The organism is Acidovorax sp. GW821-FHT09A11 (assembly GCF_059418365.1).
In genome coordinates, this window is record NZ_JBWKPS010000002.1 from 472,099 (window position 1) to 494,561 (window position 22,463).

Genomic DNA, 22,463 nt, shown 5'->3' on the forward strand with positions numbered 1-22,463 from the left:
TTATTGCAGCTTGGGAAGATCCGCGCCCAGCCACTTTTGGTAGAGCTTGTTCAGCTCGCCGTTGGCCGTGTTGCGGGCGACGAAGTCGTTCACCGCGCGGGTCAGCTCGTCCTGGCCAGGGCGCAGGGCGATGCCCATGGCCTGCTGCAGCAGGTTGAACTTGTTCTCGAAGGTGTTGGCGGGCACGCGCTTGGCGATCTGCGCCGCGACAGTGACCGAGCAGCCGATGGCATCGACCTGGCCGGAAATCAGCGCCTGCATGGCCGATGCGTCGTCGTCAAAGCGGCGGATTTCGGTGCCCTCGGGCGCGGCCTTGGTCACGGCCACATCCTGCGTGCTGGCACGGGCCACGCCCACGCGAACGCCTTTCAGGTCCGCCGCGCTCTTGATGGCGCTGCCCGTCTTGCCATACAGCACGATGGTGGCGGCCGCATAAGGCTGCGAGAACTGCACCTGCTTGGCGCGCTCGGGCGTGATGGCCAGGGACGCGACCAGCACATCGACCTTGTTGGTCAGCAGGAAGGGAATGCGGTTGGGGCCGGTCACGGGCACGATGTTGGCCTTCACGCCCAGCTCCTTGGCCAGCAGCTTGGCTACGTCGGCGTCGTAGCCGTCGGGCTGGTTCTGCGCGTTGGTGGTGCCGTAGGGCGGAAAGTCCACCAGCATGCCGATGGTCAGCTCGCCCTTCTTCTTGATGTCGGCCACGGACTGCGCGGCGGCCAGCGGCGCAAACGCCGTGAGGGCTGCGCCCAGGCCCATTGCGGCCAGGGCGGTGGTAACGGTGCGGCGGTGCAGGGAAAAGGTCATGGCATGTCTCCTGGTAGTTGGTGTGTGAACGAGAGAAAGAATGACAACGGACGTGCGGGCCTGCGCTGGCGACCTCAGCGCGCCAGCGCGCGGGCCCGCTTGCGCTCCATGTGCGCGGCCAGCAGCGACAGCGGCCAGCAGATCACGAAGTACAGCGCCGCCACGGTGGTGAACACATGCAGCGGCTGAAAGGTGGCGTTGTTGATGATCTGCCCGGCCCGCGTGATCTCGGTGAAACCGATGATGGCGGCCAGCGATGTCCCCTTGATGATCTGCACCGTGTAGCCCACCGTGGGCGGCAGCGCGATCTTGAAGGCCTGCGGCAGCACCACGAAGCGCATGCGGTTGACGTAGCTCAGGTTGAGCGCCTGCGCGGCCTCCCACTGGCCGCGCGGCACCGCCTCGATGCAGCCGCGCCAGATCTCGCCCAGGAAGGCCGCGCTGTTGAGCACCAGCGCCACGCCGGCGGCAATCCATGGGTTGATGTCGAACCCCAGCACCGGCGCGCCGAAGAAGATCAAAAACAGCTGCAGCAGCAGCGGCGTGCCCTGAAACACCTGGATGAACACCCGCGACGCGTTGCGCGCCACGACGCTTTCAGACGTGCGCGACAGCGCCACCACCAGGCCCAGCAGCGCGCCGCCCACGAACGCGATGGCCGACAGCGCCAGCGTCCACTGCGCGGCCTGCACGATGAAGAGGAATTCGGAGAGTCCGAAGGTACGCATGACTTGATTTCCTCAGCGACGGTCGGGGTAGTTGAGCGCGCGCTGGTAGATCAGCTTGAACAGCGCCGAGAACGACAGCGCCAGCGCCAGGTAGATCACCGCCACCACGATGTAGATCTCGAAGCTGCGGAACGTCTGCGACTGCAGGTTGGCCGCCACCGACGTCAGGTCGTCCGCCGAGATCACCGACACCACGGCCGAGCTGAGCATCAGCAGGATGAACTGGCTGGTGAGCGCGGGGTAGATGGCCTTGAGCGCGGGCTTCAGGATGACGAAGCGAAAGATTTCCCAGGGCTTGAGGTTGAGCGCCTTGCCGGCCTCGATCTGCCCCTTGGGGATGGACTCGATGCCCGCCCGCACGATCTCGGCCGCGTACGCCCCCAGGTTGACCACCATCGCCGTGAGCGCCGCCGTGTAGGGCGACCAGCGCAGGCCGATGGACGGCAGCGCGAAGAAGAAGAAAAACAGCTGCACGATGAACGGCGTGTTGCGGATGACCTCGATATACGCGTTGATCAAGAACCGCAGCCACGCCGGCCCGCCCGTCTTGCCCCAGGCGCAGAAGATGGCCACCACCAGCCCCAGCGCCGTGGCCGTGAGCGAAAGCTGCACGGTGATCCACGTGCCCTTGAGCAGCAGCGGCCATGCGGCAAAAACGGCGTCGAACTGGAACTGGTAATTCACGGCGTGGGTCGTTCGGATAGGATGCGCAGAGTTTATGAAACCGGTTTCATGACCGCATTGGGGATTACCCGAGCGCCGTAGAAAGTGCCCCCGCGATGATGCTGAAGCCCTGATGGACGCCAGGCACCACGCGTGGGCGAAAATGCCGCATGCCCTCCTTCCGCCCCGAACCCCCTTACACCCACGGCCAGGCCGAGCGCACCGCAGTGCTGCTGTGCAACCTGGGCACGCCCGACGCAGCCACCGCCCCCGCCGTGCGCCGCTACCTCGCGCAGTTTCTGGGCGACCACCGCGTGGTGGAGATCCCCAAGCTGGCGTGGTGGCCCATCCTGCACGGCATCATCCTGCGCACCCGCCCTGCCAAGTCGGCCGCCAAGTACGCCAGCATCTGGACGGCCGAAGGCTCGCCCCTGGCGGTGTGGACGGCCAGGCAGGCCAACCTGCTGCGTGGCTGGCTGGGCGAGGCCGGGCACGCGGTGCTGGTGCGCCACGCCATGCGCTACGGCAACCCCTCCATCGACAGCCAGCTCGACGCGCTCAAGGCCGAGGGCGCCACGCGCATCCTGATCCTGCCGCTGTACCCGCAGTACTCCGGCACCACCACGGCCAGCCTGTTCGACGCGGTGTACGCCTGGGCCGCACGCACCCGCCACGTGCCCGAGCTGCGCTTCGTGAACCGCTACCACGACGCACCCGGCTACATCGACGCGCTGGCCCGCACCATCGAAACCCACTGGAAGCACAACGGCCAGCCCGATCAGCTGGTGATGAGCTTTCATGGCGTGCCCGAGCGCACGCTGCACCTGGGCGACCCCTACCACTGCGAGGCGCGCAAGACCGGCCGCCTGCTGGCCGAGCGCCTGGGCCTGCGCGAAGAGCGCTACCGCATCACCTTTCAGTCGCGCTTTGGCAAGGCCAAGTGGCTGGAGCCCTACACCCAGCCCACCATCGAGGCACTGGGCAAGGCCGGCACGCGGCGCGTGGACGTGGTGTGCCCCGGCTTCACCAGCGACTGCCTGGAGACGCTGGAAGAAATCAACATGGAAGTGCGCGAGGCCTTCTTGCACGCGGGCGGCAAGGAGTTCCACTACATCCCGTGCCTGAACGACAACAACCACTGGATCACGGCCCTCAGCCGGGTGGCGCAGCAGCACCTGGCGGGCTGGCCCACCGACGCGCCCACCGCTGCGACGCTGGCCGATGCGCGCAGCCATGCGCAGGCAGGGGGCGCACCTGCCGGGCCCTGCCCTGTGTCCCATTGACTGGTCACTATATTTTTTATAGCTACTAGCGCTTATCCATCAAGCGCTAGCGGCCATTTTCATTCAAATTCTGGAGACGGCAGCCCCTGACAACCGCGCAGCTTGCGCACCCCAACACGCTGGCCTGCCCTCTCCCACCCACCCTGTACCGATGCCCGCCTTCGCCCTCGCCCCCCACCAGCTACGGCTGACGATCGACCCCGCCACGCTGGGCTTTGCCAGCACGGCCGAACTGCAGGACCTGCCCCTGCCCTGGATCGGCCAGGAGCGCGCGCAGGCCGCCGCGCAGTTCGGCCTGGGGCTGCACCAGCCCGACTACCACCTGTTCGTCCTGGGCGAAGTGGGCAGCGGGCGCGCGTCGCTGCTGCGCCAGGCCATGCAGACTGCGGCGGCAGAACGCGCCGTGCCGCCCGACCTGTGCTACCTGCACAACTTCGACAAGCCCGACCACCCCCTCGCCCTGCGCCTGCCGGCGGGCCAGGGCCGGCAGTTGCGCCAAGGCATGGCCGACATGGCCAAGAACCTGCAGGCCGATATCCCCAAACACCTCGCAGCCGCCGCCTTCAAGGCCGACGCCGAACGCATCGAGAAAACCTGGCAAGCGCAAGAGAGCGAGGCCTTTGCCGTGCTGGACGCGTTTGCCGAGGCGCGCCAGTTCCGCATTTCGCGCGAAGGCGGGCAAATGGTGTTCACCCTCACCGGCCCCAAAGGCCAGCCGCTGACAGAAGCCGAAGCCCGCGCCCTGCCCCGCGAGCGCCGCGCAGAGATTGACGCCGCCGAGCACGCCTTGCGCACCGAGATCGCCCGCTTTCTCGAAGCCACCCGCCCGCTGGAGCGCGCCCGCGACGACGCTCTGATTGCCCTGCGCCGCCACTCCATCAAGCCCCTGGTGGAACACGCGCTGCACGACATCCGCCAGGGCCTGCGCAAGCAGATCAAAGACACCGTCAAGCTCACGCACTGGCTCGACCAGGTAGAGCATGCGGTGCTGGACGACATCGACCTGTTCGAGCCCGGCAGCGGCGGCGAGCAGGGCAGCGAGCAGAACAACATCGACGCAGAAGACGACCGCAAAGATGCACTCGACGACCTGCTGGCCCGCTGCCAGGTGAACCTGGTGGTGGACAACCACGGCCGCACCGCCGCGCCCGTGGTGGTGGAAGACAACCCCACCCAGCGCACGCTGTTTGGCAGCATCGAGCACGGCTCGGACGCTGACACCGTGCAGGCCGACCACACCGGCATCCACGCAGGCAGCCTGCTCAAGGCGCACGGCGGCTTCATCCTGCTGCACCTGCACGACCTGGCCGCCGAAGAGGGCCTGTGGCAACGCCTGCGCCGCTTCTTGCGCTGCGGCCGCCTGCAGATCGAAGAAGGAGGCGGCGGCCCCGGCCATGCCCCCGGCGGCGCCGTGGCGCTGCAGCCCGAGCCGGTGGACGTGGACGTGAAGATCGTGCTGATCGGATCGGTGGACGAGTACTACGCCCTGCAGGACGCCGACCCCGACGCCGCGCGGCGCTTTCGCGTGAAGGTAGATTTTTCAGACCACTTTGCCGCCACCCCCGCCACCCACCACGCCACCGCCATCCTGGTGGCGCAAGTTTGCAAGAAGCGCGGCCTCCCCCACTTCGGCCCCGACGCCGTGGCCCTGCTGCTGGAGCAAACCCACCGCGAGGCCGACGACCAGCGCCGCCAGAGCGCACGCTTTGCGCACACCGAAGCCCTGGCCATCGAAAGCGCTGCCCTGTGCAAGGCGCGCGGCGGCCCCCTGGTGCAGGCCGCCGACGTGTTGGCCGCCCTGGCCGCCCGCACCCAGCGCCACAACCAGCCCGAAGAAGAACTGCACGACTCCATCACCGAGGGCGAGCGCCTGATCTCGCTGGCAGGCTCCATCACCGGCCAGATCAACGCCATGACGCAGATCGACCTGGGCGACTACCGCTTCGGCTTCCCCGTGCGCATCACCGCGCGCACCTTTGCCGGGCAAGAGGGCCTGCTCAACATCGAGCGCGAGGTCGATATGTCTGGCCCCATCCACGACAAGGGCGTGCTCATCCTGCACAGTTACCTCACCGCGTTGTTCAGCCACGTGGCGCCGCTGGCGCTGAATGCGTCCATCGTGTTCGAGCAGGAATACAGCGGCGTGGAAGGCGACTCGGCCTCGTGCGCCGAGCTGTATGCGCTGTTATCGAGCCTGTCAGGCCTGCCCCTGCGCCAAGGCATCGCCGTGACCGGCGCGCTCAACCAGCATGGCGAGGTGCTGCCCGTGGGCGGCATCAACGAAAAGATCGAAGGCTGGTTTCGCGCCTGCGAGGCGGCGGGGCTGGATGGCACGCAAGGCGTGCTGATCCCCGCCCGCAACCAGCGCCACCTGATGCTGGACCGCAGCGTGCTGGACGCAGTGGAGCGTGGGCTGTTCCATGTCTACACCATGGGGCATGTGAGCGAAGGGATTGCGCTGCTGACGGGCGAGGCGTCGGGGATGAGTCCGGCGGAGTTGCTGCAGGCACAGGCGGATGAGCTGGCCGACCGTGCTGCGGCCGTGGAAGACACGGTGATGCAGCGGGCGGAGTTGACGCTGCGCGCGTACCGACGGGCTTGTCAGGTGGCGGGGTCTATGCGGAGGGGGCGAGGGGTTCGAGGGCGGTAAATACGTTGGCTGGTGGCGAGAGTAATGCTCAGGGTTCTGCCTGTTCAACGGTATTTGCTGCCAGCGCAATACCGAAAACTGATGCTGACTGGCAGAGAGCAGACATTGTGAATCGCCCCGGGGCGATTCATTGAGCCAAGCGATCAGCGGTTACTCGGAAGCGTAAAAGGACCGGCCTGTCGTTTCGGAAGCCCGGATTCGGGTCTTGGTCACTCCGACAATCCCTCTCAAGGTCTGATTCGTAAAGTCGTTTTCGTTGTGTCGTCTAGCTGGTGATCCATAGCGGGGGTCCGCTCCAAACCACTATCATTCGGACGCCAATTTGAGCGGGCGAGTGGAGATCGGTGGTTGTTCCTCTGGTCTGTTTGACGATCACAAATGCGATGTTCTTCAGCTCTTCAAAAGCAAGCTGCTGTAGCGATGCGACATAACAAGACGGGGGTGGAGGATGGCAAAGATTGCAAAGATGGCCCTGAAGCGGTTTAAGCAGTTGAAGGAGTTTGAACTTGATCTCACTGAAACCACCGTTCTTATCGGCGCCAACAACTCCGGAAAGAGTAGCGCCCTTCAGGCCCTGCACTTTGCTGTCTCTGTCGCGCAGACCGCGAAGCTAGTCGGCGAAGGAGTTAAGTGGGGTGCAGACAAGTTTGAGCTGTCGTTCAACCCCTCGCAATTGCTCTACTCCCCCATCGCGGACGTTTTGTCGCTTGCTCACGGCGGACAGCTTTATGAGAACGCCACTGGGCAGATCGAAGTCGAGGTGGTGATGTCCGACGGCAACGCATGTCGGATCACTGTCAGGCGGGGGCGAAATCGGAATATCGCGGTCTCCATGACTGGAAAGTTTGTGGGCGAGCGACTAATGAATCTTGACCGCCCATTCACCGTTTATGCACCAGGACTAGCAGGAATAGCTAAGGAAGAGCGCTATATGTCGCCTGGCGTCGTCAGGCGTATCGTTGCTCGCGGCGACGCCAACCTCGTGCTGCGAAACGTCCTCTTAATGATTGCCGACGCCCATGCACGAGAAAAAGCCGAAATTCTGCGCAAATTGAAGGATAGCCACGACAAGCAGAAGGCCGAGGGAAAGACCGTCCCCCATTGGCTTAACGAGTTCAACAAGTGGCGCGGTCCTCTTGACCATTTTCAGGCCGACATGGGTGCACTCTTCCCTGGCATAAAGGTCGAGATTGAGTTTGACAAGGAGCGGGACGAAAGCATCCAGGTCTACTTCACACGTCCTGAAATGCCGCGCCTGCCCATCGACGCGGCAGGAACGTCGATCTTGCAAGCTAGCCAAATCCTCGCCTACATAGCGCTCTTCCAACCGGAAGTCCTCATTCTCGACGAGCCTGACTCGCACCTCCATCCGAATAACCAACGTGCGCTGTGTGAGCTTATTACGAGCTTGGCAGAGACGCGCGGTTTCCGAGCTCTGTTCAGCACGCACTCACGCCACGTCTTAGACGCACTGCGAGATCGCGCTCAGGTTGTGTGGGTCAGCGAAGGAAAAAAGGTTGACTACGACTCTGTGTCCACGCCTGCGATGCTGATGGAGCTCGGCGCACTCGACTCAGTGGACTACTTCGCGAAAGGGCACTTCACATGTCTCGTGGCGACAGAAGACAGCAAGAAGGAATCATTGGACGCCCTGAAGGCTTTGCTGAGTAGCAATGGGTTCCCTATTCAGGAGCTTGATGTCCGACCCTACGCGGGTTGCTCGAAGCTCGATGCAGCCAAAGTGCTACGGAATTTCCTGCTGGACAAGGCGCCGAACGTGAGGTTTCTGCTACACAGGGATCGAGACTATCTTGAAGACGAGACGATTGCCAAGCTGGAAGGTGCCCTTGCGGGCATGAATGCGAACGCATTCGTCACTGCCCACAGCGACGTTGAGGGTTACTTCCTAAATGCTGCGCACGTCGCGCACCTCAACCCAGCGCTCGCAGTGGAAAGAGCGCAACAGCTCATCGACGAAGCCACAGCCAACACGCGCGAGAAATCAATCAACGCGCTGATTAACATCAGGACGCAGATTGCCATCGCCAACCGCAATGGGGGGCCGGCGCACAATGCGGGCGAACTTGCAATGAAGGCGTTCGCAGACTATGACGGGGACCCTACCAAGTGGCGCCGGGGCAAGATCGTTCTTGGAGAACTGAAATCTCTCCTTCACAAGGAGCTAAAGGAGCAGGCCGTTCTGCTAGTTTCCTCGAATCACCTCAGCTGCCCAGAGTTACAGGCCATCAAGATTGCGATATGGCCGGACCCTGCTTCTGGAGCGACTCACTGAGCTCGGACAGCAGGCTGTTCATTGGTGACGCAACGCCCGCAAAAGACTAGTTACCGTCGATCGCGTTCATGAGCTCAGTGGCGGCTAACATCCTAGTCCAGTCATCGACTACTCCACCTTAACTCGCGCCCGCAACCACGCCTCGATATCCCCCGTCACCTCATCCCGATTGGTCTCATTCAAGATCTCATGCCGCGCCGCCGGGTACAGCTTGACCGTCACATCGGCCACACCGGCATCCCGATACCGCGGCCCCAGTTGCTCCAACAAGACCCCGCCTGCAGCCAGCGGGTCTGCGTCGTCGGACGCGATGAGGATGGGCAGGTCGCTGCGAATGCGTGCTAGTTGCGCGGGGTCCGCCAGCCGGGGTGCGAGGGCGAAGAGTGAGGGGATCAGGTCCTCAGGCACGTCCCAGCCGCACCACGGGTCGGCCACATAGGCGTTTACCTCTGCGGCGTCGCGCGACAGCCATTCGTAGCCGGTGCGGTGCTCAAAGCCCGCATTGAATGCCGCGAGCTCGGCGGGCGCATCGGCGGGGGCGTTGGCCATGCCGGCGGCCAACAGGTCGAGGGCGGTGGAGCCTGACAGGATGACGCCGGACCAAGTGGAGGAGTGGTCCAGGATGGCCGCCTGCGCTGCGAACGAGCCCATGGAGTGCCCGAACAGGAAGAGCGGGAGGCCGGCATGCTGCTACGCGACGCGAGCGTGAAGTCCCTCTCGTGCGGCGAAGCTGCCCGGCCCTGATCCCGGCTAAGCTGCGCGAGCCAACCCTTTGTATTCGCCCCGCAATGCCCTCTAGCCTTCACCTCTTCGACCCCCAGCGCCATGCCCTGCCGCTGCCCGACAACTTTGCGGCGCTGGAGGCCATGCGCGAGTTACTGCACGCGCGTGCCGATGGCAAGAACCTGCGCTTCGTTGAGTTCGCGCTGCGGTTCGAGGATCGCTTCAAGGTAGCGGGCCGCACCACACCGCTGCAACAGGCCGATGCCTGTCGCCGCGCGGCATGGCAGTTTGACCTCCCGAGCGTGGACGAAATGCCCGCATATCAGGCGGCTGTGGAGATTGCCGGTGCGCTGGGATTGGTGGCGTATGACGCGGCGCTGGGAGTAGGTTTTCTGCCCGACGGCCGGGTGGTGCCGACCGAGTTCGCGCAAGCCGCCACGCCTGTGGCGCCCCCCGAAAAGCTGCCTTGGGGGGCTCGCCCGCCAGATGCGCTGCGCGGCGAGAGCGAGGTGCGAGAAGTTTTGGCCCCTGCCCTGGCGCGCGCTATGGCAGGCAGCGGTTTTGAGCTGGAAGCTGCACCACCCGACGAGCCCGGCGCGCCCATCGTTCTCGCCCGACGGCTCGGTGCGGTGCGCCAGGTGCTGACCGTCAATCTGATGCGCTATGAAGTGCTGAACCTGACCCTGCGTGTGTGGCATGACGCTTGTACCGCTGTGCTGGCACAAGCCCTGGGCCCCGAGCCCCACCAGGACACCGCCTTCGAGTTGGGCATGGCGTTTTTCGAGCCCGGGCCGGGCTCCCTGCACCGCTGGACACTCGAACGTCTGTCGCAATTGCCTGCGGTCCTTGCGCTGGTATGTGGTCGGGTTCTGCCCCTGGCGGGTCTGTGCACTGACCTGCAGGGGCTGGACCAACTGCTCAACGACGCCAGCGCCGACACGGTGCGTACTCCCTACCGCAACGCCTACACCTGGTCGGACCGCCCTGACGGCTCCGACGGCTCGCGCAGCCTGCGTGAAGAGGTCTTCCCGCATGCGCAGCGCCTCGTCATCGCCCACCTCAATGGCAACCCATTGGCAGCCAACATCGCCCGCGAGCTGGAGGACCATTGGCAGCACAGCAGCCATTGGCGCGCCCCTCAGGAACGCGAGGCCCTGGCGGCCGTGCGCGCCGCGCTGGCCCACACGCCGCCGCTGGCCCGCTGGCACGACGTAGCTGCCTGGCAGGCCGCACTGCGCCCTATTCCTGCATCGCTGCAGTCACACACCCCCGACCCGCGCGGGCGGCGCTGTCACCACTATGAAGTGACCGAAGCCTTGCACCAGGACCTGCGCAAAGACCCAGGCGGCTTTTGGGCCAGGTTCGGAGGTCCGGATGGTGCATCCGAGCTCACGCGCGTGTGGCAAGACAAGGCCTCCACCTTGCCTGGCTCCGCGCGCATCCCCCCGGACGGCCTCAGGTGCCATGTGGTCACTCTGCCCGGCAGGGCTGGTGAGGGCGCGATCGAAGTGGTGTGCCTTTGCTTTCCACCCATCACGGGCCTCGACGAGCATCGATTCTTGGCACTGGCTCACCGCGGCGACATCTGGCGTATGTACCGGATGGGCTACGACAACGCACTGGACGACGACGGCCAAATGCAGCTTCGCATCGAGTACGGGGCGCGCCACGGGAACGCCGACGTCATCACCCGCGAAACGCTGGACGCCGAGCTGAACATGCAGGCATTCCTGGAGAGGGTGGCAGAGCTGTTCGCATGAACTGGCGTGGGAGCTGTTTCAACAGACTGCTGCTACGGGAGCCGTGACTACGCAATGCGGGAACGCGCCCGCAGCCACGCCACGATATCCCCCGTCACCTCATCCCGATTCGTCTCGTTCAAGATCTCATGCCGCGCCGCCGGGTACAGCTTGACCGTCACATCGGCCACTCCCGCATCCCGATACCGCTGCCCCAGTTGCTCCAACAAGACCCCGCCTGCCGCCAGCGGGTCTGCGTCGCCGGATGCGATGAGGATGGGCAGGTCGCTGCGAATGCGCGCGAGCAGCGCGGGGTCGGCCAGCCGGGGCGCGGGGGCGAAGAGCGAGGGGATCACGTCGTCCGGCATGTCCCAGCCGCACCAGGGGTCTGCGACGTAGGCGTCTACCTCCGCAGCGTCGCGCGACAGCCATTCGTAGCCGGTGCGGTGCTCAAAGCCTGCGTTGAAGGCCGCGAGCCCGGCGGGCGCATCAGCGGGGGCGTTGGCCATGGCGGCAGCGAGCAGGTCGAGGGCGGTGGAGCCTGACAGGATGACGCCAGACCAGGTGGAGGAGTGGTCCAGGATGGCCGCCTGCGCTGCGAAGGAGCCCATGGAGTGGCCGAATAGGAAGAGCGGCAGGCCGGCGTGCTGCGCGCGCAGCAGTGCGCCGAACTGGGCCACGTCGGCAATGAGGCCGCTGAAACCAGCGCTGCCAAAGTCTCCCAACCGACCACCGGCGGTGCGCCCGTGTCCGCGATGGTCCACGGCGTGGACGATGAAGCCTGCGGCGTTGAGGGCCCGCGCAAAGCGGTCGTAGCGCTCGCCATGCTCGGCAAGGCCGTGGGAGATTTGCACGACGCCCACAGGTTGGCCCGGGGTTTGGGCCCAGGTGTAGGTGGTGGCCTGGGTGCCGTCTGCGTTGGACTGGAAGGAGGAGGTGGTGGTGCTCATCGTTTCATTCTGCACGGGGTCTGGTCGGCACGCCACGATGAAATCGCCTTCTGTGCCTCACCCCGTTGCCTGCAGGCGCTCCGCCATCCCCTGCTGGTTGGCCGTCTGCCTGCTGCGAAATTCGGTCGGGGTGCACCCCACCTCGCGCTTGAAGAACTTGATGAAGTTCGCCAGGTCGCTGTAGCCCAGGCTCTCGGCAATGCGCGCCACCGGCCAGGTGGTGTGGGCCAGCAGGCGCTTGGCCTCCAGAACGATGCGGGCGGAGATGAAGGCCTTGGGCGTGACCCCGGCTGCTTCCAGCGATGCGCGCACCAGGCTTTTCTCGGAGCAGCCCAGCTGCTGCGCATACCGGGGCAGTTGGTGCCAGCTGGCAAAGTGCTTCTCCACCAGCAGTTCAAACGCCTTGAATCTCTGCAGCGCGCGCCCCGGCGGTGCCGGCTGCGCGGACTGCTGCTCGTACGCCATGCGCAGCCGTGTCAGCAAGGCATAGAGCTGGTAGCGCAACAGGGCATGGGCATGCAGCGATGCGGAGTGGGCTTGCGTGTCCTGGTGCATCTGGGCGATGGCGTGGGCGATCACCTGCGCGCTGTCGCTGCCCAGCGCCCACGCGGTCGGCAGGCCGTCCAGCCCGTCGATCGGGGTTTGGTCCTGCGCGGCGGGGGCCGCTGCCCACAGAAACTCGGGGCGGAACAGCACCATCCATCCGTCCCAGTCCTGGGTGTCTCCAAAGCTGTGGGCTTTGCCGGGCCGCAGGACCAGCACCGAGCCCGGGCCGCAGCGCACGTACTCGAAGTCCACCAGATGGATGCAGGTTCCCTCCGTCACAAAGATCAGGGTCGGAAAGGCGTAGCGATAGGTTGATGCCAGGGCCTGGCCGCCCACCCTTTTCCGCAGGTCCGATACCCGGAATATCTCCAGGTCGAGCGGGTACAGCCCCTCGGGCTGGTAGCTCAGGTGCTGGATGTCGGGGTGGCGGGCTGCGGCGGGTTTGTGGTGGCGTGGGGTCATGGGTCAGCAACGGCGGGGCGCAGAGGTTTGTCCTGAAGTGACAGTAAATCGCCCAGTTTTCACCATCTTCACGGGTATTGATTGTCCAACAATGACCTCACAGCGCCCAATGGGGCGTTCCCCCAAAACCACCAAGGAATCCACATGCACGCCATTGATATCGCCAAGACCTACATCCAAGCCGCACAAACCGGCGACCAGGCCACCCTCGGCCGCGTTGTCTCACCCGGCGTGGTCTGGCACCAGCCGGGCCACAACCAGTTCTCGGGCACCCACCGTGGCATGGCGGCCGTGGGCCAGATGCTCGGCCAGATGATGGCCGTGTCGAACGGGACGTTTGCAATCACCCGGGCCCATCACTACATGGCCAACGGCGACTGGGTGGCCGTGAGCATCGAGTTTGCAGGCCAGCGCGACGGCCTCACGCTCCAGCAGGCGGGGATGGATCTGCTGCACATCGTGGATGGAAAGATTGTGGAAGTCCGCCTGTTCTCCAGCGATCCGGCGCAGGAAGATGCGTTCTGGGGCCAGTGATTCCCCACCCTGCCCGCGCACGCTGCCCCCACCAGGTTGGGCGGCGCACGCGGGCATTTTTCTGAATCAAATTGGCACCCAGCGCTTATCTGTATTCATTGGATGCTATTTAATTTATAGCAAATTACCTTCTCCCTCAGGGTTGCGCGGCTTGTGTGCCCGCACCCGGTAGCCCGCCGACAGCAGGTGCACATCCCACCGCTGCTGCACCGCGCCCCAGATGCCCTTGGGCAGGAAGAGCGCGAACAGCATGGCAATGGCGCCCAGGCCGATGAGATACAGCACGCCCTTCCCGCCCCACAGGGTTTCGACTGCAAAGAAAAGCAGCGCGCCGAGGATGGGGCCTTCCATGGTGCCGATGCCACCCACCAGCACCATGAAGATCATGTAGGCCGTCCACTGCACGCTGAAATAGGTCTTGGGCTGAAAGCTGATCGACGTGGCCAGCCACAGCCCGCCTGCGAGCGCGCAGCCAAACGCCGACAGCACAAACACCAGCCGCTTGATGGCGACCACGCGCACACCGAGCGAAATGGCCGCCGTCTCGTTGTCGCGAATGGCCTGGGCGGCCGTGCCCACCTTGCTGCGCAAGAGCAGGAAGACCACCCAGCACAGCCCCGCCATGGCAGCCAGCGCGGCCCAGTAGGTATACGCGCGCCGGTCGTCGGCCGCGTATTGCTGCAGCGCGATCATCGAGGTGCCCGTCTCGCCCTGCACCAGGCTGTCCAGGTTCACGCACAGATGCGCCAGCGCGGCCACCACCCACATGCCAATGGCGAATTCGCCGCCCTGAAGTCGCAGCATGAAGGCCGCCAGCGGCACCGCCACCAAGGCCACCAGCACAGCGCCCACCAGCAGCGCCGGGTACGGGCCCAGGCCCGCATCGGCCAGCCGCACCATGGCGTAGGCCCCGAGGCCAAAGAACGCCTGGTGGCCAATCGACACCAGTCCGGCGTAGCCCGCCAAAGCGTTCCACATCACGGCCAGGATCACGTAGATGAACAACGTAGTGAGCCGGTCCACCGTGCCCGCCTGCAGCCACAGCGGCCCCAGGCAGAGCACGGCCAGCAGCAACGCGGTGGCGCTGGCGAAGGCGATGGACGCGCGCGTCCAGCGCTGGATGACCCATGGGGATGGACCCGTGGGTGCGGGAGGTGCAGAAATCATGGGAGGAGCAGTCATGACGAGGCCCTGTGGCGGGTGGAGAAGAACCTGCGCAGCGCACCGCTCGCGTAGAGCCGGGCCAGCAGGATGACCAAAAAAGTGGCGTGCCCGGCGATCAGAAAACCCTGCGGGTGCACCTGCGCCCCCAGGTTCTGCGCCACGCCCAGCACCACGCCGCCCAGCAACGTGCCCCACAGCGATCCCGCGCCGCCGATGATCACGGCCTCGAACGCAAAGATCAGCTGCTGCGGGCCCGAGAACGGATCGAACGTGGCCCGCAGGGCCAGCGATGCCCCGGCCAGCGTGACGGTGACCATGGTGATGGCCGAGGCCGCCGCAAACACCGTGCCGGTGCGCACGCCCACCAGGCGCGCGGTGTCGGCGTCTTCCGACGCTGCGCGGATCTGCCGCCCCAGCGCCGTGTGCGCCAGCATGGCATGCAGCCCGCCCAACAGCAGCACCGCCAGCACCAGCACCAGGGTGGGCAGCTGCCCCACATACAGGCCGCCGGGCAGCTCCCAGCTGTCGTACGCCAGCGTGCCAATGGAGGTGGCCAGCGAACGCGTGTCGGCACCGAAGTGCTGGAACAGCACGTTGTCGATCACGCTGGCCAGGCCAAACGTGGCCAGCAAGGGCACCAGCGCGCCCAGGCGCGCGCTGCGCTCCAGCACCAGCTTGTGCAGCAGCCAGCCCAGCAGCGCCATGGCGGGCACCACCGCCAGCAGGGCCAGCAATGGGTGCCAGCCCATCGGCTCGGCCAGCACCCACAGCAGGTAGGCCGCCACCACGGTCAGGCTGCCGTGGGCCAGGTTGATGATGCGCATCACCCCGAACATGAACGACAGCCCGCAGGCCAGCAATGCGTAATAGCCGCCCAGCAGGAGGCCCTGGAGGATCTGGTTGACAAGGTTCATGCGGCCTCCTTATGGGCAGGGTGGGTGTGGCTTGCGTGGCTGGCAGCTTCGCCGTCGGCACTGCCCGCGGTGTGGCTGCCGGGCGCAGCTTCGGGCCGCTGCGCGCCAAAGTAAAACGCGGTGATCTGCGCCCGGGTGAGCTGGTCGGCGGGCGCGTCGGCCACCACGCTGCCTTCGAGCATGCAGACAATGCGGCTGGCCACGGCCTGCACGCGCTGCAGGTCCTGCTCGACCAATACCAGCGTAGTGCCCTGGCCCATCACGCCCTGCAGGGCTTCGTACACGCCCTGCACGGCCAGGGGCGACAAGCCCAGCGAGACTTCGTCGAGCAGCAGCACGCGCGGGTTGGTCATGAGCGCGCGGCCAATGGCCACGGCCTGCTGCTGCCCGCCCGACAGCTCGCCCGCGCGGGCGCCCAGCTTGGGGGCCAACTGCGGGAAGGCGTCCAGCACGGTGTCAAAACTCCACTGCCCGCGCCGCCCCGAAGCACGCGCCACGAGCAGGTTCTCGCGCACCGTCATGCCTGCAAACAGGCGCCGCCCCTCGGGCACCAGGGCCAGGCCTTCAGCCACACGCTCTTGGGCAGGCATGCGGGTGATGTCCACACCATCCCACCGCACCGTGCCGCTGCTGGCGCGGTGTGCACCGGCCAGCGTGCGCAGCAGCGTGGTCTTGCCTGCACCGTTGGCCCCTACCAGGGCCAGGATGTCGCCCTGGCGCACCTGCAGCGACACATTGCGCACGGCAGGCAGCTGCCCATGGTGGGCGTTCAGTGTCTCAATGCTCAACAACACACTCATTCGATGTCCTTCGCCTTCGGCTGCGGTGCGAGCGCCTTCGGGCGGCCGGGCGGCGCTCATGCCGCCACCCCGCCCAGATAGGCCTCGACCACCGTCGCATCGTTCAGCACGGCTTGTGGATCGCCATCGGCGATCACCCGCCCGCCGTCCATGCACACCAGACGCGTGGCGACCTGCAGCAGCACGTGCACCAGGTGCTCGATCCAGACGATGACAATGCCGCGGGCCTGGATGGTGCGCACCATGGCTACCAGCTCGCTGGCCTCCGCGTCGGTCAGCCCGCCGCCGATCTCATCGAGCAGCAGCACCTGGGGGCCGGTGGCCAGCGCACGCACCAGCTCCAGCCGCTTGCGGCCGAGCAGGCCCAGCGTTTCTGCACGGCGGTTGGCAAGCGCCTCTATGCCACACAGGCGCAGACACTCCATGGCCCGGTCACCCGCATCGCGGGCGTGCAGGCCCGCGCCATGCGTGGCGCCGGTGAGCACGTTTTCAAACACCGTCATGCCCAGAAACGGCCGGGGCACCTGGTGAGTGCGTGCAATGCCTGCACGGCAGCGGTCTGCCGCGCTGCGGGCGCTCACATCCACCCCCTGGAACCAGACAGTGCCCTGGCTCGGCGCATGCGCCCCGGCCAGCACGTTCAGCAGCGTGGTCTTGCCCGCACCGTTGGGCCCGACGATGCCCACGGCCTCGTCGGCGCCTACCAAAAAATCGAGCTGGTCCAGCACCTTCAAGGCACCAAAGCGCATGTCGATGCCCCGGGCCTGCAGCAGATGCTGCGGCCCGCCCGCTGGCGGGGATTGCGGATATGGAGGTGAATGTGGCATGGACGATCAGCTGTAGGACTTGAGCGCCGCCGCCACAGGGATGTTGCGGTCGGTGGCGTTCTCGGTGACCACGATGTCGAGCTTGAACTTGCTGCCCGCTGCGGGCTTGACCCACTGGGCGCCCACGACGGGTGTCACCGACACGTTGGGCACGGGCCCCTTGGCAAAGTCCACCGGACCTTGCATGGTGATGGCCTTAAGGGTGCTGATGGCCTTGGCCAGCGCTGCCTTGTCGCGCGGGTTGGTGCTGACTTTCAGCGCCTCGGTGCCTGCATCGAACAGCGACATCGTGGAGCCCAGCATCTGCGTCCACTGCTTGCCGGTGCTGGCCTCGTAGGCGTCGGCCAGCTGCACGCCCGCGAGGCCGGTCAGGGCTGAGGCATACGGAAAAGTCTTGTGCCAGAAGCACCCCGCGCCCAGGTTCAGCGCCAGCGGGCCCAGGGCCTCCACCTGCGAGGGCACAAGGCCCGTCTTGGCGATCTGCGCAATCTTCACCATGCGCGTGTAGCCCTGCTGGGCCGCCTGCCGCCAGAAGGTGGCGAAGTCTGGCGGAATGGGGAAGGTGTTGAAGATCTCGCAGCGCTCGGCCTTGAACTTGGCGATCTGCGCGGAGTAGTCGGTGGTGCCGTTCTCGTACGGGCCGGCATCCACGATGGTGAAACCGGCTTTGGCGAGCTCGGGCGCCAGCGTGGCGCGGATGGCGTTGCCATCGGCATCGTTGGGGTACAGCACACCGATCTTCTTGTTGGTGGGCAGCGCAGAAAACTGCGAGGTGTACGAGGTGGTAAAGCTGCCACCGCCAAAAGAGAAGTGGTATGTCCACTTGAAGGGCGACGGCGCGCCGGGCTTGGCGCCGCGGCCAAAGTACCAGGCCTCCCACGGCATCACGGTGGACAGGCAGGGTACGCCCGCCGCCTCGCACGCATCCGACACCGGGTTCACCGTTTCTGGTGTGGTGGTGGTGAGCATGAGGTCAATCTTGTCGCCGTTGATCAGCGCCTTGGCCAACTGGCTGGCGCGGGCCGGGTCGGACTGGGTGTCGCGGTCCAGGATCTCCACCGCGTACTTCACGCCGCCGATGGTCAGGCCCGCCGCCAGCGTCTTGCGCACCTGGGCCAGGATGAAGGTGTCGGTCTCGCCCAAGGCACCGAGCGGGCCGGTGCGCGGGCTGATGAAGCCCACCTTGAGCACGGGTGCGGCACCGCCCGCCTGGGCCCATAGAGGGCCGGCGCTCAGCGCAAGACCGCCAGCGCCCGCGGCCGTGATCAGCCCACGGCGCGAGATGGTGGGGGACGTAGCCTGTTCGGTTTCCAAGGCGGCCACGGTGGATTCAGGGGTGTTGGTTGTCATGGGGAATGTCTCCAGTGATCAATTCAGTTGCAGGGTTCAGAAAGGGATGGTGGTCTTGAGCCAGAACTGCGAGCCCTGGGCGCGGTTGCGCACGCCGAACTCCTTTTCGACCTTGGCGGTGATGAGCCAGCCCTTGCCGTTGGCGTAGCGCACCGACGGGCCAATGGACTGGCTGCGGCCACGCGATCCCGCCAGCGCCACACCGCCTGCTTTGTCATCGCTGAACTGCCGGTACACATAGCCGCCCACCCCCACCACCCAGCCATTGCCCAGGCCCCAGCCTGCGGCGTAGTCCACGATCAGTTCGCGGCCAGAGCGGTAGTTGGTTTCGCTGTTGGTGCGGTTGAAGTTCAGGGTGGCCTTCACGTCGCCGTTGAAGCCGCTCGGGTCCATCCAGGTCAGCACGCCCAGGGGCTGCAGCGACAGATAGTTGCGGCCAATATTGGCCTGGCGCGTGCGGTCATACGCTCCTGTGGGCAGCACGGCGTCAAGCCCCACCACGCTGTGCAGCTGCGGCGAGTGGTGCCAGGCCACCGAGCCCCCGACCGTCACATCGCCCAGTCCGGTGCGCGAATCGTTTGCACCACCGGCACGCACCGACAGGTCCACCACAGGCAGGATGGCGTGCGCGGCTACCAGGCCGCCCAGCGCCTCCTGGGGGGTGATCCAGATCAGGCGCGTGGCAGCGGCGGCGGCGCGCACCTTGAAGCCGGGGATGGGCACGGCGTTGCCCTGGCCGTCGTTCACGCGGCTGGTGGTGTAGTAGTTGAGGTACTCCAGCACATACAGGCCGGGCGGCGGCGCGGCGCCCGCCACGAAGTTCTCGGTGCCCAGCGGATAGGTGGAGCCCCCGCCCTCGGTGGCGAAGGCCGCTGTGCACAGCGTGGCGGCCAGGGCCAGCAGCGCCAGGCGGAAAGGTTTTGTCTGTTGCGTTGTCATGTTGTCTCCTCGTTCAGGTTGGTTTTTTGAAATGCACACTTCGGGTCTCACGGGAAATCGATCCGTTCACAAAACGCCGCCGCACGGCCTCAGGGCGCCAGCAACTCGGGCACCTCGATCCAGGCGGGGGTCGCGATGTACCAGTGGCCTTGCTGCAGCTTGAGCGGCAGGGCCGCACGGTTGGGGTTGTGGGCGCGGCGCTGGCCGATCTCAAACGGCATCCCCAGCAGGGGATGGCTGGTGGGCGGCATCTGCTGCAGGGCACGGGTCACGGTCTCGCGGGTGATGGGCCCTTCAACCTGGCGCAGTGCGCGCACCAGCATCTGGGCCGCCACATAGCCGCCTTGCGACAGCGAACTCAGGGGCAAGCGGGCGTCCTGCATCAGGCGGCGCCAGTCCTGCGCCGGCAGGGACCGGCTCTTCCAGGGCTCGAACTCGGCCATCACATACACGGCGCCATCCCGCGGGGCGAGTGCGCGGGCCACACGGTCGGTGTAGGCCGGGGTGAGATAGATCCAGGTCATGCCGCCCGCCCCCAGCGCGTGGGCGGCCTCGCTCCAGCGGAGCACCGCGGCCTCGTGCCCCGTGAAAATCACGGTGTCGCACCCCTGCCCCTTCACGGCCCGAAGGACGGGGGCAGGTTCTTGGTCAACCCCCACCAACTGCAGCTGTGGCACCTCCATGGCTTTCGCTTCGCCCAGGCGCTCCAGCGCCTGCTGGTAGCCCTCGGCCATGCCCGGCAGATCGAGCGCCAGGGCACACAGTTTTCGGCTGCGCAGCGTGTGGTGGGCAAACAGCACGGCGCTGGCCAGCCCCACGTAGGGTCCGTTGTTGAGGGGCACCACATGCGACGATCGGAAGCATGCAGGCGAGACCGAGGCCCCTTGCAGCGACATCAACCGCGCTGCTTCGTAGCGAGGTGCATTGGCCGCGCAGTCCAGCAAGCCGGAACTGCCCGCCAGCGCCACCACCTCCGCGTCGTTGATGAGCCTCATCGCCGCTGCCATGGCACTGGCGGGCGAGACCCCTTCATCGAGCGAGATGTATTCGATGCGGCGGCCCCCAATGCCGCCGGCGGCATTCACGGCGTCCATGTAGGCCTTGGCAGCCTGCGAGGACTCCGGAAATGCATGGGGGCCGCTCAGGGCACTGACCGCACCCACCTTGATGGGCCGCTGTGCGCCTTGCTGCGCGTGGGCGGCGGGCCAAAGCAGCAGCCACAGACACAGGCACATGCACAGCGGCAACAGCAGGGCGCTGGGGCGCCACCACAGCAGCGCTCTCCTTGCGCCGCGCAGGCTTGCGCCCCGGCCTGCGCCGGTGAGTCGTTTCATCATGGGTTCAGTCCTTGTTCTACCGAGGGGCGCTGCGCTATGTGGCGGCGGTGCGCTGGCGCGCGGCGATGAACTGCCCCGCCTGCTCCAGCGAAGCCAGCGCCTCATCCAGCACGGGCGCAAACAGCTGCCAGCAATGCACCATGCCGTCCCACACGGTGCATTCCGCCTCGACGCCCGCCGCCTTCAAGCGTGCGGCCATGGTCACGGCGTCGTCGCGCAAGCGCTCCCAGCCGCCCACCTGCAATTGCACGGGCGGCAGGCCCTGCAGGTCGGCGCTGTAAAACGGCGTGACCGTGGGCGAACGCACATCGCCACCCGGCACATACATGGCGTTGAAAAATCCCATCAGCTCACGCGTGATGAATGGGTCGTCCACGGTATGGTGGGACTCGCCTTCGGACGCCAGGTCCAGCGCGGGCGACAAGGCCACGACGGCCGCAGGCAGCGGCAGCCCCTGGTTGCGGGCACGCACGGCGGTGGACAAGGCCAGGTTGCCGCCCGCCGAGTCGCCCATCAGCGCAATGGCCGACGCGGCATAGCCATTGGCCAGCGCCCACTGGTAGGCGGCCAGCGCATCGTCGTGTGCTGCGGGCGCGGGGTGTTCCGGTGCCAGGCGGTAGTCCACGTTGAGCACCTGCGCTCCGCTGAACTGCGCCAGGTACGAGCACAGCGCCCGGTGCGAGGCCAGCGAGCCAAACACAAATCCGCCAGCGTGGTAGTAAATGATGAGCCTGCGCGGGTCAGCCTGCGGCGTGCTCAGCAACTCCGCAGCCATGGTGCCGCCCGCCCCGTTGGGGATGCGCAGCGTCTGGATGGGAAGCCCCTGGGCCAGAGGCATCTGCGAGTTGCTGGCATCAAACCACGCGCGCAGCTGCCCGGGGGTGGGCTGGGCTGGCGGTGGGTTTTGCGCGGCCATCTGCAGGATGGCCTGGAGCTGTTGTGCGGACATGTGTCGCCCCTTCGCTCAGATGTAGGTGGAGGCGAGGCCGCCATCCACGGGCAGGTTGATGCCGCTCACCCAGCGTGCCGCGTCGCTGCACAAAAAGGCGATGACGGGCGCCACTTCATCGCTGAAGGCCGGGCGCTTCATGCGGTGCGCGTCTTTCTCCACCCGCTCCTGGCCCAGCATCTGCACAAAGTCGCCCAGGATGGGCGTGAACACGGGGCCCGGGGCCACGCAGTTCATGCGCACGCCGCGCTCCATGAAGATCTTTTGCGACTGGGTGTAGGTCCACACGATCAGCGCCTCTTTGAAATACTGGTAGCAGGTGTCTTGCGCCACAGGGTGGGCGGCCAGCCACTTCGCGCCGTCATCAAAGCTGGTGGTGGCGCCCAGGGCGCGGTGGGTTTCCAGGCGCTGGGGCCACTCGGCCCCCAGGATGGAAGAGATATTGACGATGGAGCCGCCCTCGCCCATGCGCTCCAGCACACGGTGCGTGAAGTGGCGCAGTCCCAGGTAGTTGACGCGGCCCACCAGCTCGGCGGGAGATGTGCCCGGCACGCCTGCAATGTTGGCCAGCGCATCGATCTTGGCGGGCAGTTGCGCCACGGCGGCGTCAATGGCGGCCGGGTCGCCCAGGTCCACTTGCACAAAGCCGTCGAGCGTGAGCGTGGGCGCATTGCGGTCGACGCCAATCACGCGGGCGCCCTGCTGGCGGGCGAGCTTGGCAAAGTCTGCGCCGATGCCCGAGCAGCAGCCGGTGACGACGATGGTTTTATTGTGAAGGGTCATGAAAGTTGTCTCCTTAATTTGT

19 protein-coding genes and 1 pseudogene are annotated in these 22,463 nt (G+C 66.1%); 5 read left to right on the plus strand and 15 right to left on the minus strand.

The window, feature by feature from the left end:
- The 3 genes from AC07PV_RS06225 to AC07PV_RS06235 all read right to left on the minus strand — a co-directional run bounded on the left by AC07PV_RS06225 (window position 1) and on the right by AC07PV_RS06235 (window position 2,219).
- Window positions 1-807, minus strand: coding sequence for a transporter substrate-binding domain-containing protein (locus tag AC07PV_RS06225; RefSeq protein ID WP_218385313.1), 807 nt, complete (start codon window positions 805-807; stop codon window positions 1-3).
- A gap of 74 nt (window positions 808-881) precedes the next feature.
- Window positions 882-1,535: an amino acid ABC transporter permease gene (locus AC07PV_RS06230; protein ID WP_218385315.1), complete on the minus strand. Its 654-nt coding sequence runs from the start codon at window positions 1,533-1,535 to the stop codon at window positions 882-884.
- Between the two features lie 12 nt (window positions 1,536-1,547).
- Window positions 1,548-2,219 (minus strand): amino acid ABC transporter permease, encoded by a 672-nt coding sequence (locus AC07PV_RS06235; protein ID WP_494629726.1) that lies wholly within the window; start codon window positions 2,217-2,219, stop codon window positions 1,548-1,550.
- A gap of 149 nt (window positions 2,220-2,368) precedes the next feature.
- Between AC07PV_RS06235 and hemH the strand changes: the two genes are divergently transcribed.
- The 3 genes from hemH to AC07PV_RS06250 all read left to right on the plus strand — a co-directional run bounded on the left by hemH (window position 2,369) and on the right by AC07PV_RS06250 (window position 8,424).
- Complete coding sequence (hemH, locus tag AC07PV_RS06240) at window positions 2,369-3,481, plus strand: ferrochelatase (RefSeq protein ID WP_494629728.1); 1,113 nt, start codon at window positions 2,369-2,371, stop codon at window positions 3,479-3,481.
- A 151-nt stretch (window positions 3,482-3,632) separates the two neighbouring features.
- Window positions 3,633-6,131, plus strand: a complete 2,499-nt coding sequence (locus AC07PV_RS06245; RefSeq protein WP_494629729.1) for a Lon protease family protein — start codon at window positions 3,633-3,635, stop codon at window positions 6,129-6,131.
- Window positions 6,132-6,579: 448 nt separating this feature from the next.
- Window positions 6,580-8,424 (plus strand): AAA family ATPase, encoded by a 1,845-nt coding sequence (locus AC07PV_RS06250; protein ID WP_494629731.1) that lies wholly within the window; start codon window positions 6,580-6,582, stop codon window positions 8,422-8,424.
- Window positions 8,425-8,532: 108 nt separating this feature from the next.
- Here AC07PV_RS06250 and AC07PV_RS06255 read toward each other — a convergent pair.
- Window positions 8,533-9,102, minus strand: a pseudogene (locus AC07PV_RS06255) (serine aminopeptidase domain-containing protein); the annotation flags it as partial.
- A 188-nt stretch (window positions 9,103-9,290) separates the two neighbouring features.
- Here AC07PV_RS06255 and AC07PV_RS06260 point away from each other — a divergent pair.
- Window positions 9,291-10,907 (plus strand): hypothetical protein, encoded by a 1,617-nt coding sequence (locus tag AC07PV_RS06260; RefSeq protein ID WP_369642137.1) that lies wholly within the window; start codon window positions 9,291-9,293, stop codon window positions 10,905-10,907.
- 47 nt (window positions 10,908-10,954) lie between these two features.
- Here the strand turns inward: AC07PV_RS06260 and AC07PV_RS06265 are convergent, their stop codons facing one another.
- Together AC07PV_RS06265 and AC07PV_RS06270 are read right to left on the minus strand one after the other, a co-directional pair.
- Window positions 10,955-11,836, minus strand: a complete 882-nt coding sequence (locus AC07PV_RS06265; protein ID WP_369642136.1) for an alpha/beta hydrolase — start codon at window positions 11,834-11,836, stop codon at window positions 10,955-10,957.
- 57 nt (window positions 11,837-11,893) lie between these two features.
- Window positions 11,894-12,844 (minus strand): helix-turn-helix transcriptional regulator, encoded by a 951-nt coding sequence (locus AC07PV_RS06270; RefSeq protein WP_369642135.1) that lies wholly within the window; start codon window positions 12,842-12,844, stop codon window positions 11,894-11,896.
- 144 nt (window positions 12,845-12,988) lie between these two features.
- Between AC07PV_RS06270 and AC07PV_RS06275 the strand changes: the two genes are divergently transcribed.
- Window positions 12,989-13,378: a nuclear transport factor 2 family protein gene (locus AC07PV_RS06275; protein WP_369642134.1), complete on the plus strand. Its 390-nt coding sequence runs from the start codon at window positions 12,989-12,991 to the stop codon at window positions 13,376-13,378.
- 114 nt (window positions 13,379-13,492) lie between these two features.
- On the opposite strand, the gene AC07PV_RS06280 is transcribed toward AC07PV_RS06275, so the two are convergent.
- From AC07PV_RS06280 to AC07PV_RS06320, 9 genes are all read right to left on the minus strand, one after another.
- Window positions 13,493-14,545 (minus strand): branched-chain amino acid ABC transporter permease, encoded by a 1,053-nt coding sequence (locus AC07PV_RS06280; RefSeq protein ID WP_369642133.1) that lies wholly within the window; start codon window positions 14,543-14,545, stop codon window positions 13,493-13,495.
- 11 nt (window positions 14,546-14,556) lie between these two features.
- Entirely contained in the window at window positions 14,557-15,456 is a 900-nt protein-coding gene (locus tag AC07PV_RS06285; protein ID WP_369642132.1) for a branched-chain amino acid ABC transporter permease, read from the minus strand.
- Window positions 15,453-16,250 carry an ABC transporter ATP-binding protein gene (locus AC07PV_RS06290; RefSeq protein ID WP_369643884.1) on the minus strand — a complete coding sequence of 266 codons (798 nt, stop codon included), beginning with the start codon at window positions 16,248-16,250 and terminating at the stop codon, window positions 15,453-15,455. The genes AC07PV_RS06285 and AC07PV_RS06290 overlap by 4 nt, the downstream gene beginning before the upstream one ends.
- Before the next feature lie 62 nt (window positions 16,251-16,312).
- The gene (locus AC07PV_RS06295) at window positions 16,313-17,083 is read right to left on the minus strand and encodes an ABC transporter ATP-binding protein (RefSeq protein ID WP_494629732.1); all 771 of its coding nucleotides are present in this window, start codon (window positions 17,081-17,083) and stop codon (window positions 16,313-16,315) included.
- A 6-nt stretch (window positions 17,084-17,089) separates the two neighbouring features.
- On the minus strand, window positions 17,090-18,433 hold the full coding sequence (locus tag AC07PV_RS06300) for an ABC transporter substrate-binding protein (protein ID WP_494629734.1): 1,344 nt from the start codon (window positions 18,431-18,433) through the stop codon (window positions 17,090-17,092).
- A gap of 36 nt (window positions 18,434-18,469) precedes the next feature.
- Window positions 18,470-19,372, minus strand: coding sequence for a SphA family protein (locus tag AC07PV_RS06305; RefSeq protein ID WP_494629735.1), 903 nt, complete (start codon window positions 19,370-19,372; stop codon window positions 18,470-18,472).
- Between the two features lie 89 nt (window positions 19,373-19,461).
- The gene (locus AC07PV_RS06310; protein ID WP_494629736.1) at window positions 19,462-20,709 is read right to left on the minus strand and encodes an ABC transporter substrate-binding protein; all 1,248 of its coding nucleotides are present in this window, start codon (window positions 20,707-20,709) and stop codon (window positions 19,462-19,464) included.
- Between the two features lie 34 nt (window positions 20,710-20,743).
- Window positions 20,744-21,658: an alpha/beta hydrolase gene (locus AC07PV_RS06315; RefSeq protein ID WP_494629738.1), complete on the minus strand. Its 915-nt coding sequence runs from the start codon at window positions 21,656-21,658 to the stop codon at window positions 20,744-20,746.
- Between the two features lie 15 nt (window positions 21,659-21,673).
- Window positions 21,674-22,441, minus strand: a complete 768-nt coding sequence (locus AC07PV_RS06320; protein ID WP_369642127.1) for a coniferyl-alcohol dehydrogenase — start codon at window positions 22,439-22,441, stop codon at window positions 21,674-21,676.
- Window positions 22,442-22,463 lie beyond the last annotated feature (22 nt).

Coding starts and splice junctions, on each gene's coding strand:
- AC07PV_RS06225 (WP_218385313.1), bottom strand. CDS start 807: ATGACCTTTTCCCTGCACCGCCGCACCGTTACCACCGCCCTGGCCGCA.
- AC07PV_RS06230 (WP_218385315.1), bottom strand. CDS start 1,535: ATGCGTACCTTCGGACTCTCCGAATTCCTCTTCATCGTGCAGGCCGCG.
- hemH (WP_494629728.1), top strand. CDS start 2,369: ATGCCCTCCTTCCGCCCCGAACCCCCTTACACCCACGGCCAGGCCGAG.
- AC07PV_RS06245 (WP_494629729.1), top strand. CDS start 3,633: ATGCCCGCCTTCGCCCTCGCCCCCCACCAGCTACGGCTGACGATCGAC.
- AC07PV_RS06250 (WP_494629731.1), top strand. CDS start 6,580: ATGGCAAAGATTGCAAAGATGGCCCTGAAGCGGTTTAAGCAGTTGAAG.
- AC07PV_RS06260 (WP_369642137.1), top strand. CDS start 9,291: ATGCGCGAGTTACTGCACGCGCGTGCCGATGGCAAGAACCTGCGCTTC.
- AC07PV_RS06265 (WP_369642136.1), bottom strand. CDS start 11,836: ATGAGCACCACCACCTCCTCCTTCCAGTCCAACGCAGACGGCACCCAG.
- AC07PV_RS06270 (WP_369642135.1), bottom strand. CDS start 12,844: ATGACCCCACGCCACCACAAACCCGCCGCAGCCCGCCACCCCGACATC.
- AC07PV_RS06275 (WP_369642134.1), top strand. CDS start 12,989: ATGCACGCCATTGATATCGCCAAGACCTACATCCAAGCCGCACAAACC.
- AC07PV_RS06280 (WP_369642133.1), bottom strand. CDS start 14,545: ATGATTTCTGCACCTCCCGCACCCACGGGTCCATCCCCATGGGTCATC.
- AC07PV_RS06285 (WP_369642132.1), bottom strand. CDS start 15,456: ATGAACCTTGTCAACCAGATCCTCCAGGGCCTCCTGCTGGGCGGCTAT.
- AC07PV_RS06295 (WP_494629732.1), bottom strand. CDS start 17,083: ATGCCACATTCACCTCCATATCCGCAATCCCCGCCAGCGGGCGGGCCG.
- AC07PV_RS06300 (WP_494629734.1), bottom strand. CDS start 18,433: ATGACAACCAACACCCCTGAATCCACCGTGGCCGCCTTGGAAACCGAA.
- AC07PV_RS06305 (WP_494629735.1), bottom strand. CDS start 19,372: ATGACAACGCAACAGACAAAACCTTTCCGCCTGGCGCTGCTGGCCCTG.
- AC07PV_RS06310 (WP_494629736.1), bottom strand. CDS start 20,709: ATGATGAAACGACTCACCGGCGCAGGCCGGGGCGCAAGCCTGCGCGGC.
- AC07PV_RS06315 (WP_494629738.1), bottom strand. CDS start 21,658: ATGTCCGCACAACAGCTCCAGGCCATCCTGCAGATGGCCGCGCAAAAC.
- AC07PV_RS06320 (WP_369642127.1), bottom strand. CDS start 22,441: ATGACCCTTCACAATAAAACCATCGTCGTCACCGGCTGCTGCTCGGGC.